Origin of the sequence: Prevotella pectinovora, assembly GCF_000834015.1 — a bacterium.
GTDB classification, from domain to species: Bacteria; Bacteroidota; Bacteroidia; order Bacteroidales; family Bacteroidaceae; genus Prevotella; species Prevotella pectinovora.
In genome coordinates this window covers 57,763-70,383 of sequence record NZ_JXQI01000062.1, presented here as the reverse complement: position 1 = coordinate 70,383, position 12,621 = coordinate 57,763, and the positions used below count along the sequence as shown (strand labels likewise).

The 12,621-nt window shown below is 47.1% G+C and carries 9 protein-coding genes; 6 read left to right on the top strand and 3 right to left on the bottom strand.

The features are described from left to right. Positions 1–544: 544 nt before the first annotated feature. A complete protein-coding gene (locus ST42_RS08300; RefSeq protein WP_022317330.1) occupies positions 545–1,924 on the bottom strand; it encodes a tryptophanase in 1,380 nt (459 codons plus the stop codon). A gap of 357 nt (positions 1,925–2,281) precedes the next feature. Between ST42_RS08300 and ST42_RS14345 the strand changes: the two genes are divergently transcribed. From ST42_RS14345 to ccsA, 5 genes are all read left to right on the top strand, one after another. Further along, a complete protein-coding gene (locus ST42_RS14345; protein ID WP_231556981.1) occupies positions 2,282–2,614 on the top strand; it encodes a hypothetical protein in 333 nt (110 codons plus the stop codon). Then, positions 2,599–3,630, top strand: coding sequence for a hypothetical protein (locus ST42_RS08295; RefSeq protein WP_231556979.1), 1,032 nt, complete (start codon positions 2,599–2,601; stop codon positions 3,628–3,630). Before ST42_RS14345 ends, ST42_RS08295 begins: the two co-directional genes overlap by 16 nt. Positions 3,631–3,740: 110 nt before the next feature. Next, positions 3,741–4,901, top strand: a complete 1,161-nt coding sequence (locus ST42_RS08290; RefSeq protein ID WP_044073168.1) for an imelysin family protein — start codon at positions 3,741–3,743, stop codon at positions 4,899–4,901. 106 nt (positions 4,902–5,007) lie between these two features. Next, entirely contained in the window at positions 5,008–5,526 is a 519-nt protein-coding gene (locus ST42_RS08285) for a di-heme oxidoredictase family protein (RefSeq protein WP_156139335.1), read from the top strand. Continuing rightward, positions 5,492–7,561, top strand: a complete 2,070-nt coding sequence (ccsA, locus tag ST42_RS08280) for a cytochrome c biogenesis protein CcsA (protein WP_156139334.1) — start codon at positions 5,492–5,494, stop codon at positions 7,559–7,561. Before ST42_RS08285 ends, ccsA begins: the two co-directional genes overlap by 35 nt. A gap of 154 nt (positions 7,562–7,715) precedes the next feature. Here the strand turns inward: ccsA and greA are convergent, their stop codons facing one another. Together greA and ST42_RS08270 are read right to left on the bottom strand one after the other, a co-directional pair. Further along, complete coding sequence (gene greA, locus ST42_RS08275; RefSeq protein ID WP_042519452.1) at positions 7,716–8,180, bottom strand: transcription elongation factor GreA; 465 nt, start codon at positions 8,178–8,180, stop codon at positions 7,716–7,718. Positions 8,181–8,250: 70 nt separating this feature from the next. Continuing rightward, positions 8,251–11,205: an outer membrane beta-barrel protein gene (locus ST42_RS08270; RefSeq protein ID WP_044073166.1), complete on the bottom strand. Its 2,955-nt coding sequence runs from the start codon at positions 11,203–11,205 to the stop codon at positions 8,251–8,253. A gap of 295 nt (positions 11,206–11,500) precedes the next feature. Between ST42_RS08270 and aroB the strand changes: the two genes are divergently transcribed. Next, complete coding sequence (gene aroB / locus ST42_RS08265) at positions 11,501–12,553, top strand: 3-dehydroquinate synthase (protein WP_156139333.1); 1,053 nt, start codon at positions 11,501–11,503, stop codon at positions 12,551–12,553. Positions 12,554–12,621 lie beyond the last annotated feature (68 nt).

Below are 12,621 nucleotides of genomic sequence, written 5' to 3'. Positions count from 1 at the left end.
TCTCACAAACTGTTTTTCTCAAAACAAAGTATCATAGTATCATTCTGTCCTCCAATTACACCCTAAGACCTTGTAGGCAAACGACTTAACCCAATGCTACTTTTCTGAATGTTTTACAGAAAAGTATCATTAAAGTATCATAGAAGTATCATCCCTTTAGCCCATCCTGATCTCCCCCCTAATGTGGGGAATGAAACCCCACATTAGGGGGGACTGTTCCCCACGCCATGGGGGAAAATCAAGGTCTATGGTTTAAACATCGCAAGTCTATTTTTCAGTCTATGAATACAACTGAAATAACCTCTAAACGGTATTAGCATCGAGGATACGCTTACAATTAGATTACACACGAAACCAGGTGTGTTTATATAAAAGCTGGGGTAAATTGATCAGACTTCAGCATAAAGAAATAGAGGGTGAATCAAATAAAAAAATGAAACACCCTCTTAAATCTAATTATTAACCACAACCGGACTGTCGACAACAAGATCATTAAAAAGACCGGCTGTGGGAAATGATATTCCCTATTTGGGAAATAAAATCATCAATCAGTTATTCTTTCCAGCTGTACTGTGAAGTGGCGCATCAGCGGAGCCTCCCATGTTATACGCACACCATGAGTGATCTGCTCCCTTCTGTCATAGACATTCTTCAGCGCTGCAGCGATTACTGCCATATGGTTGTCTGTATATACTCTGCGAGGAATAGCCAAGCGCAGGAGATCAAGTCCACCAAAACGGTTCTCTCTGGTCACAGGGTCACGGTCAGCAAGCAGATAACCGATCTCACATCCACGGATTCCTGCCTCGAGATAAAGCTCTATGGTAAGAGTCTGTGCCGGGAACTCCTCTTTTGGAACGTGTGTCAACACCTTTGGAGCATCAATGAAAAGAGCATGGCCTCCTGCAGGACGCTGGTAAGGAATATGATATTCGTCGAGCAGAGAAGCGAGATATTCCACTTGATGAATACGGGTCTGGAGGTTGTCGAACTCTGTATTCTCATCGAGACCGATGGCAAGAGCATTCATGTCGCGTCCGTTCATACCTCCATATGTAAGGTAGCCTTCAAACTGAACGCAATATCCCTTTGCACCCTCATACCAATCCTGGCGACGTGTAGCAATAAAACCACCCATATTCACGATACCGTCCTTCTTTGCACTCATAGTCATACCGTCAGCAAGTTCGAACATCTCACGTGTAATTTCCTTTATCGTCTTGTTCTCATAGCCCTTCTCACGTGTCTTGATGAAATATGCATTTTCTGCAAAACGAGCAGAGTCGAAAATGACAGGTTTGCCGAATTTATCTGCAACGGCTCTCACCTCTCTCAGGTTCTGCATTGATACAGGCTGTCCGCCCGCCGTATTGTTGGTGATGGTTACAATGATGAAAGGCACCTTGTCACCATATTTCTCCAACGCCGCCTCGAGTTTTTTAGGATCAACGTTTCCCTTGAAAGGCACTTCGAGCTGAGTGTCTTTAGCATCATCAACGGTACAGTCAAGAGCCACAGCCTTACGTCCCTCAATATGTCCCTTGGTTGTATCAAAATGAGAATTACCTGGCACTACATCACCTTCCTTTACCAGGTATGAGAAAAGCACATTCTCTGCAGCTCGACCCTGGTGTGTAGGTATAACATACTCAAAACCGGTGAGTCTCTGTATTGTCTCTTTCAGCTTGAAGAAAGAAGTGGCTCCAGCATAACTCTCATCGCCAAGCATCACGCCAGCCCACTGACGGTCGCTCATCGCTCCGGTACCAGAGTCGGTAAGCAGGTCAATGTAAACATTCTCAGCTTTCAGCTGGAACACATTGTAATGAGCTTCTTTTATCCACTGTTCGCGCTCTTCGCGAGTACTCCTACGAATAGGTTCTACCATCTTGATTTTCCAAGATTCTGCAAATGGTAAATTCATAATATTTATTTTAAATTGGTTAACCGCCCATATATGGACAGTGATATTAGATTTCGTTGCCAAATTTACGTAATAGTTTTGAACATACAAAGACCAATATGCCAAAACATTCTCATTTATCAATTTTTTAACAATTCATAATGTCACTAATTTTTCATTGATACCCAATTATTATTATCTACATTGGAAAAATAGCACATCTTTTAATGTATAGTAACAAAAATTTCCTAAAATTTGAGAATTGTGACACTTTCAGAATCGCTTTACTTTTGCAAACGTAAAATCAGTTTGCCGTTAAGAGAAACCAAATCGTCCCGGTCGGCATATTAATAGGTATAATTATTTACATCATATAAAATGACAAAGAACATACTCCTTTTAGGACTACTTTCATGCAGTTTCGCAACGAATGCCATTGCGCAAGATGAATGTTGCAAAGAAAAGAAGTCGGACAAAACCGAATGTACAGTACCAAAGACAGAGAAGCCCTCAGCATTGTCACGATTCAGTATCGGTGGATATGGCGAGGCCGTGATGAGCAGGAATTTCTACAGTCAGCATTTCAACCGCTACCGCGACCCTCCCACATACAAGAATGACGACAGCCACGGACGCTTCGACCTGCCACACGTCACTCTCAACCTCGGCTATGACTTCGGCCATGGATGGACCCCATGGGTACGGAGATAGAGTTTGAGCATGGCGGCACGGAAAATGCCGTAGAGATAGACGCTGACGAGAGTGGCGAATACGAGGCTGAGACTGAGCGCGGCGGCGAGGTTGCCCTGGAGCAGTTTTGGATTAACAAGGCTTTCTGGGGAGGTAAGTTCAACATCAAGGCTGGTGAGATTATCATCCCTGTCGGAGAAATAAACGCCTACCACATGCCTAACGACTTCTTCTCCGTCTACCGTTCTGAAGGCGAGGCAAAGATGTTGCCTAACACATGGCACCAGGTCGGCATCTCTCTTTGGGGACGCATCAGCGACTGGCGCTACGAGGCTATCTTCACTTCCGGTCTCGATGCAGAGCGCTTCGGCCACAACTGCTACGTGCATTATGGCGCAACAAGTCCATACGAGTATAAGTTGGGAAATGTATATGCCGGTGCGGCACGTATCGACAACTATTCCATCCCTGGCGTCCGTCTTAGTCTGAGCGGATACTATGGCTATACTTTCAAGAACACGGAGCGCAAGGCAAGTGCCTCTTACGACAAGATACACGGAGCCTTGGCAATCGGAAGTTTCGGACTGGAGATGAAGCGCTGGAACTGGATAGTACGTGGTAATGCCACATATTCTCATCTTGCTGATGCACAGAAAATGACCACCTTCATGAACGCTTACCCCAAGCACACCCAGCAGGACGGTTCGCCTTCAAAGCACTCTCCTATCGCAAGCAACGCCTACTCTGTAGGTCTTGAGGCTGGCTACAACATATTCTCGCAGATAAGCAGTCTGAGCGACAAGCAGAAGCTTTATCTCTTCGGCCGCTACGAAGACTACAACACCTATGCCGCCGGCAGACAGAAAGTGGCTTACAAATACGACCGTGTCAAGAGAATGGCTGTCGGCGTGAACTACTCTCCTATCAGACAGGTTACAATCAAGGGAGAATACAGCAACCGTTTCCTCAGCCACGGCTACAACAACGAGCCAAGTGTTTCATTGGGAATAACCTACGCTGGATGGTTCCTGAAATAATTTAAAGTTTGGAATGTAATATTAATTCAAGTTTCTGATTTAGACAAGACATTAATTTACCATTACTCACATAAAGAAGAAAACTTAATAATAAACTAAAAATCAAGAAAATGAACAAAATCTTCAAGTATTCAATGATGTTTGCAGCTGCATTGGCTTTCACAATGGGCTTCACAAGCTGTAGCGATGATGACAACGACGAACAGGACGTAACATTCAGCTCCAGCGAGCTGAAGGAAGTCAACGTAGACTATGTTGACAATACGGTTGTTGAAACATACCGCAACCTTGCCGACTATAACAAGCAGCTCGTTGCTGACCTCAACGCTATGTCTGACGATGCCGGTGTTGCAAAGGCTTGCGAGACATGGAAGCAATCACGTAAATGGTGGGAGTTCTCTGAGGCTTTCCTCTTCGGAGCTGCCGGCGACTATGCTATCGACCCTCACACAGACACATGGCCATTCGACCGCACTCAGTTTGACAAATACATGAGTCTCTATAAGAACGCAAAACTTGGCGAGGAGGAATTTGAGAACGAAACAAACACCATCAACGAGGCTATCGCTACAGGTCAGAACCTTACAGGTTTCCACGCCGTTGAGTATCTTATCTTCCGCGAGGGTCAGCCACGCCACTTCGCTGACATGACTGCAAACGAGATTTACTTCGCAAAGACAGCAGCACAGGATCTCTACCTCAGCTCCTTGAAGCTTGTTTCAGCATGGGGTGGCAAGGTTTCTGCCGATGAGCAGGCTCTCCTCGACGAAGTTGAATTCGCATCTTCCATCAACTATGGCGAGAACTTCAAGAATGCAGGCAACGCAGGTTCCACCTACTCTACCGTTGTACTTGCATCCAAGGAAATAATCGCCGGTGCTAACGACATCATCGGTGAGGTATGCGACTCTAAGATCGGTGCTCCTGCCACAGGTGAGGACGTCAACTACATCGAGTCTCCTCATGCCCATAACTCTATCCAGGACTTCTACGACAACATCATGTCTGTAAAGCACGCCCTCTATGGCGGTTGCACAGTTGACGGAACAACTCCTGAGGCAAAGTCTCTCATCGGCATCTGTCTGAAGAACGACAAGACCAAGGCTGCCGCACAGAACGTTATGACTAACCTTGAGAATGCTCTCTCAAAGATCAGCAGCATGAAGAAGCCATTCGTTCTCTACTACACAGACCAGAGTGCTAAGGATGCAATGGAAGCTCTCGACGGACTGGAGGAATCGTTGAACGCTCTCGACAAGCTGCTCGACTAATCGTCCACAGGCTAAACATCCAAAAGAACATTAAAAATTTAAATAACCGTTGGTGTCTGCCCCAAAAGCAGCCACCAACATTTTACGTTTAACAACAAGCAACATTATGAAACACATCTATTTAGTTCCTGCGTTGTTATCGGCATTGGCATTAACAGCCTGCACCGATGACGACAATCTCGATGTCCATCTGCCTGAGGCAGAGTATGGCACTCCTAATGAATGGTACTATGCCGGAGGAAAACTCGGTACGACAAGCATTCAGTCTGCATATGCCTATCGTCAGGCTACTCAGGCTGTTGATGATGCTGGTCTCTCATTGAACTTCCAGATTGGTGAGTCCCTCTTCGAGAAAGACTACAACACTTCAAACGACGCTTTCGCCGGACTCGGTCCTGTATATGTGCGCCGCGGCTGCCTCTACTGCCATCCGAACTATGGTCACGGCAAGCGTCAGACTGCCTACCGCGCTGACCAGGACGGCAACGGCTACCTGCTAGTAGTCTACGACAAGAAGACCAACGCCTACATCTATTCCGTAGCCGGATCAGAACATCTACGGTTCTGTGTGGTTTCTTGCACTCTGGACTGTGTTTACAGTCGTTGCCACGGCTTACATCCTTAAAAGAAAACTATACAGGCGGATAAATGTGTTCCTTATCCATGCCTCCTTCCTCGTAATCCTCCTCAGCGCCCTCCTCTCGTGGACCACTGCCCAGAGCGGCACCATACACCTCCGTCTCGGCGAGGCAACAAACGTAATGAAGACCGCCGAGGGAAAGTCTGTAGACCTTGGCTTCAAGGTGGCTCTGAAAACGTTCCGCATGGACTGCTACCCCGGCACGGACGCTGCTATGGACTACGTTACGGAGATTACGACAAGCGATGAACTACTCGAAATCTCAATGAACAAGATCGGCTACTACCACGGCTTCCGCTTCATGCAGTCGGGCTACGACAGCGATATGCAGGGTTCTATCCTCGGTGTCTACCACGACCCATGGGGCATCGCCGTCACATATCTGGGCTACGCCATGCTCCTCATCTCGCTCATTGCCATACTCTTGGGCAAAGGCACGAGAATGCGGCAGCTCTACAGAAAAGCCACTGCCGGCAATGCCCTCAAGGTGGCAGCCGTGGCTGTCGTCATGGCTCTCTCGCCCCTTTTCTCCCTAAACTCACAGGCGCAGGAGAGGATAAACATCAACAGCCATGTGGCTGATGGATTCGGAAGAGTCTGCGTGCTCTACAACAGCCGCATCACGCCGATAAACACAGTTGCCGTGGACTTCGTCACCAAACTCTGCGGAAAGCCCTCGTGGGACGGACTCTCCGCTACGGAGGTGTTCTGCGGATGGGTGTTCGACGTACCCTACTGGGAAACGGTAAAGATGATAGAAATCAAGGACAAAAAAGCGCAGGAGCTGCTCGGACTGAACGACAAATGGGCTTCGTTCAATGATTTCTGGGATGAATACAACGAATACAAGCTGGAGAAACCACTGAAGGAGGCAATGAGGAAAGGCGACACGAAGATGCAGAAAAGTTTGCGCGATGCCGATGAGAAGTTCAATATCGTTCGCATGCTCTACGGCGGCGAGATGCTGAAGCTTTTCCCCTACCGCCAGGCTGACGGCAAATACAAATGGTTTGCACCCGGACAGTCCCTGGGCAACATAAATCTGGACGAGAAGGAACGCACCTTTGTGCGCAAATCGATGGACTATCTTGCCGAGAGCATCATCACGGGCGATAACTCTCGTGCAAGCGAGATAGTGAAGAAGATTTACAGTTATCAGCACGTGAAGGCAAAAGACGTGATTCCCTCTAAATTCTTGATTTACGCCGAAGTGTTCTATAACAGATTGAACACCCTTCGCCTGCCCACGATGCTCTATCTCTCCCTCTCGCTGCTGCTCAGCGTGGCGTCTACCATAGCGTTGAATCAGAAGAAAAGAAAGATTGCCTCGAAGGTAACCCTATGGCTCACCGTCATAATGTTTCTCCACACCTCACTGCTGCTCCTGCTGCGCTGGATGGTTTCTGGCCATCTGCCGATGTCAAACGGCTTCGAGACGATGCAGTTTATGGCTTGGGCAACGCTCCTGCTCACACGATTCATGGGCAAACGTTTCATGCCAGTGAAGAACTTCGGTCCGCTACTCTCGTCGTTCGCCCTGCTCGTGGCAATGATAACCGACGGCAATCCGCAAATCACACAACTCATGCCTGTGCTACAATCGCCCCTGCTCTCCGTCCACGTGATGGTTATAATGTTCTCCTATGCCCTCTTCGGTCTTATGGCACTCATTGCCGCCGAAGGCATCTGGGCCCACCGCCGCGGCGACCTTGCCAAGGAGGATCAGCTTGCCGCCACATCCGGTTTCCTCCTCTACCCCGCCGTCAGTCTCCTTGCCGTGGGCATCTTCATAGGAGCCGTATGGGCAAACGTCAGTTGGGGCCGCTACTGGAGCTGGGACTCCAAAGAGACATGGGCTCTCATAACGATGCTCATCTACTCAGCTCCTCTCCACAGCGACTTGAAATGGCTGCATAAACCTCTCCACATCCATATCTATATGCTGTTGGCTTTCCTCTGCGTACTGATGACGTACTTTGGGGTAAATTATTTCCTTGCCGGACTACACTCATACGCTTAGTTTTTCCTTTTGTTCCCTTATGTTGCAATAACTTTTAGGGATGACAATGTAAACCTAACGATTTTGTCACAAATATATGAACAATGCGATTATCCTCGTCTTTTGTCAGACTGGGACAACCGCATTGTTTTTTTGATACGATATAAAACTAATGTTATAGTTTCACACTCTCTATTCTCAACCTTATCATTCCTGCAGGCACTCTCACCTCCACTTCTTCACCTGCCTTTTTGTTGAGCATAGCCTGTGCAATTGGAGATTTTATGGATATCTTGCCTGTCTTCATGTCGGCTTCGTGTGGACTGACAATGGTGTATTTCATCGTGTGCGAGTTGGCAAGATTAGTGATTTCCACTTCGCTGAGCAGCCCCACACAGTCGCTCTTCAGCAACGCTTTGTCTATCACCCTCGCATTCTCCAGCACCCGCTGCAGGAAACGGATTCTGCCCAACACCCTTCCCTGCTCTCGCTTTGCGGCATGATATTCAAAATTCTCACTCAAATCGCCCTTGTCGCGGGCTTCAGAAATGGCATCTCTCACTCTAGGAAGTTCTACACGTTCGAGATGCTGCAACTCAGAGGCTATTTTGTCAAAGCCTTCCTGTGACATATATTCCATATTGTATTATCTTTGTTTCTGTTCGTCAATTTTAATGTCCAATAAATTCATTACTACTGATTGTATACAATCAGAACATATGAGGTGGTCTTCCTCCTCCGAAACCTCCATATGGGGGCATTCCTGGCCGTCCGCCAAATCCGCCACGAGGTATGTCGGATGGGTGCTTAGGCCTTCCATCCTTGTTGAAGGCATCTCTGCCTCCGAAGAGGTTGAAGCGGTATACAACGTGTATCATGGCGTAGCTACTGATATTGTTGTAGTAAGTGTCGCTACGTTGCATGGCGTTCACCGTTCTTGAGAAGTTGCTCATGTTCTGCAGAATGTCGTAGAATTGTATTGACACGCTCAGTGCATTACCCTTCAGGAAGCTTTGGCTTACCTGTGCGTTCCACACCAGTTCATTGGTATTTGCTCCGGCATCGTATCCTCTTCTGGAGTTCTCGTGCAGGTCTGTAGTGATGCTCATGTTCCAGGGCAGATAGACATTGAGGTTTGCTCCATACGAGAACTGCCATGTGTCAAGATTGCTGCCCTGCTGCAACAGGTTGCGGGTGCGCATATAGTTGAGCGAACCATCGAGGCTTACGTCGAGCCAGTCTTTTCTGTAGCCGAAAGAAAGTTTCTCTGACAGACTTGTGGTCCTCGTGGTGTTCTTCTGCGTGACATGTGTGTCTTGACTATAGAGATAACCCACATAGTTGTTGTAGTTGAACGTAGTAAACGTGTTCACGTTCCACACTCCCACAGTATCTATCGAAGTGTTGAGCATCAGGGCAGCCATTGTGTTCCAGTTGCCGTTGATGTTCTCCGGCCGCGTTGTCCTTCCACCTGTTGTTTCGTCGTATGTCACGGCATTGCTCACGGCATTTCTCGTATTGCTCCAGTTCACGAATGTCATCACCGCAGTCTGATGACCAGGTATGTAGGTGTTGTAGAAGAGTCTGAAGTTGTTGGTGAACGAAGGTTTCAGACCTGGATTACCCTTTTTAATGTTCAGTGGGTCACTGTCATCTGTTATGTCGAGCAGGTCTGCCATCTCCGGCTGCGCCGTGGTGCCTCGATAATTTATCTTGAGGGTGCTAGTCTTTGAGAACTTATATTTGAACTCGAAAGTAGGCGACACGTTGACCACATTTCTCACAGTGTCGGTGCTCACGCCTCTATACTCCTGAATGAACTTTGATGTCTGTGGTTGCACCATTACACCGGCATTGAGGTTGTATTTCTTTTTCATCACCTTCACGCCCAACTGCATTTCGTGTATGTAATTCTTGTATTCAGAATAACGACTCTGCTCCTTGTCGTAATAGTCACCTAGATTTCCGCTCAGGAGCGATAGATAGTCTGTCCAGTTGCGATATGACGACATAACGTTGCCGAAAAAGTCTTGGTCCACTCTACTGAAATCGTATGTCGTTCTGTCGCTCTTTCTGAAATTGTATGTGAACTTATAGCTGAGCTGTAAAAATACTCCTCGCCATAGCGGTTCGCTGTAAGTGAACTGCAGCTCCGTCTGCAAGTTCTTGGTCGGAGTGACGTTATACCTGTTAGTCTGGTATGTGGAGTCTGCTCCATAAATGTCTTTTATCTGATACAGATGAACATTCGACAATGATAGATTGTTGCTCTTGCCATCGGCATAACTCATGTCACCTCTAAGTGTGATGTTGCGTCCTTTGGTGCCGAGTTTTCTGTTGAGCTGAAGCATTGCCCCCGCCTTTTTCGACTCTGTGTATGAGACGCTGCGGTTCTGTCTGCTGTTCACTATTACTCCATGCTCAGCCATACTGTCGAGCGATGCCAGCGGATCGTCTCCATACGAATATGGGTTGTCCTGAAATGTTGCCGAAACTCCATTGGTCTGTGCGTCATTAGTGGAATATGAGAATGTTGGTCTGAACATGATGTTAGTCATGGAGTCTGGTGTCCATTCCATCTTGACTCTCGCATCATAACCATTGACACGCGTGAGGTTTGCAGTATTGCTGTTTGAGAACGCACCACTCTTGTTCACGAAGTTCTCCACCGCCTGTGTCTGCTGCAGGTCTCCGTTTGAGTGATTCCATCTGCCACCGGCATCGAGTTTCAGTTTGCCTTTATCCTCATAATTCATGTTGAAAGCAACCATTTTCTTGGAGTTTAACCCTTGCATCGGTGCTCTCCATCTGCCTCCACCTCCCGGGAATCCGGCATCATTTACATTGTTGGCGTTGCCGAATCCCATTATACGTACCTTCTCCTGGAATCCAGCCCCCATCAGTCTCTCGGCATACCTGCCGTGGTTGCCAATAGATAGATCTGCATTACCAAACACTCCCTTGTTCATGCCTTTCTTTATTCCAAAGTCAAGCACAGTCTCTTCCTCTCCGTCATCGATGCCTGTCACTTTGGCGAGATCGCTCTTCTCTTCATATGCCTTTACTTTCTCGATAATAGACGTTGGTATGTTTTTCATGGCGGTCTTGGTATCTCCACTCATGAACTCCTTTCCGTCGAAAAGGATCTTCTTCACTTCCTTTCCGTTTATGGTGATTTTTCCATCGTCATCGACCTGTGCGCCAGGGAGTTTTCTCACAAGCTCTTCCACTACAGAGCCTTCAGGTGTGCGATATGCCGAAGCGTTATACACGAAGGTGTCTTCCTTAAGCGTCACCTTGGCTGCCTGTCCGAGGATTGTGGCTCCTTTCAGCATCACAGCGTCAGCTCCAAAACTGATTTTCCCCATGTCGACTTCTGGTTGGGTCTGACTGACAGCAAAAGATTTGCTTATAGTATTGTAGCCCACACTCGAGAAGCGCAGTATGTATTTGCCGGGACCTTCAATGGAAAGGCTGAAATTGCCGGCGTCATCAGTGAGAACTCCTTTTACGAATGTGCTGTCGCTCTTCAGTAACTGTACTGTAGCCATCAGCACTCCTTCCTTAGTGTCACGGTCTACAAGAGTACCCGCCACTTTCATCTCCTGTGCCATAACCATCGTTACGCTAAAAATGGCAAGGAGTAACATCTTGAATCTTTTCATATTTAATATTGTATATTACTTATTAATGAAGAACTCTGTGTAACTGATATACAACACTTCATTCATATGCGGCATAGGGCCAAACAAATGTCATGTGTTGACTCAAATTTAGTTATAGACGCACAAAGCAAGCAAATGTTTAACCCAAAGCTTGGCAAAATAACAAAGATTTTTTCATTTTCTCGACAGATTTTCATATTTTTGCAATTATTTACTGAACTTTCAGTGCAATGAGTGCCACCATATTCCAACGGCACGTACAAACATACATATTCTCAATACGGCAATAAAAGAAATCACAATGCAACAGGTCATTATAACCCACAAAATTGCTGATGAATTGACAAAGGCTCTTGTTTCAGGAAACTACGACAAGGTGTTCACATTTACCGACAAAGACACCCGCCTCCATTGTCTGCCAATCATCAACAGCTGCGAAGCAACACGCAACGCCTACCACATCACAATAGATGCCTCTGACACGAACAAGTCTCTCGAATCAGCCGTACACGTGTGGAGGGAACTTAGCGACAACGGCTGCACACGACATTCGTGTATGGTGAATGTTGGCGGAGGCATGGTAACCGATCTGGGAGGCTTTGCTGCGTCATGTTTCAAGAGGGGCATCGACTTCATCAATGTCCCCACCACCCTGCTGGCAATGGTTGACGCCTCTGTAGGAGGAAAGACAGGAATAAACTTCAACGGACTGAAAAACGAGATTGGCGTGTTCAAGGATGCGAATACTGTTTTCATTGATACGATATTTCTTAAGACTCTCGACCATCAGAACATTCTGTCGGGATATGCCGAAATGCTGAAACACAGCTTGATAAGCGACGACAAAATCTGGGCGAGACACTTGCTTTTCGATTTTGACAAACTCGACCTGAAGGAACTCTCGTTGATGATAGCCGACAGTATAGAACTGAAAAGGCGCATAGTAACTGAAGACCCTCACGAAAATGGCATCCGCAAGGCATTGAATCTGGGGCACACCATTGGTCACGCCTTGGAATCATTGGCTATGCAGAAAGGCAAGACTCTACTGCATGGTTATGCCATAGCTTATGGACTTGTGGGGGAATTATTTCTTAGCTGCGCTCTGCTGAACTTCCCTACGACGAAGATGAGACAGACGACAAGGTTTGTACTCGATAACTACGGACGCCCCGAATTCTCATGCAAAGACTACGACAAACTATTCTCGCTGATGCTCCACGACAAGAAGAACACAGGCGACATGATAAACTTCACGCTACTCTCCGATGTGGGTGAAGTGAGGATAAACCAAACGGCTTCTAAAGAACTTGTCTTCGAAGCTCTAGACTTTCTGAGGGAGAGCTGATACCTTTTAACGGTCCCAATCGGTCATCAGGCCGTTCAATGTAGTATTTTAATACTGCGTCGTAGGCT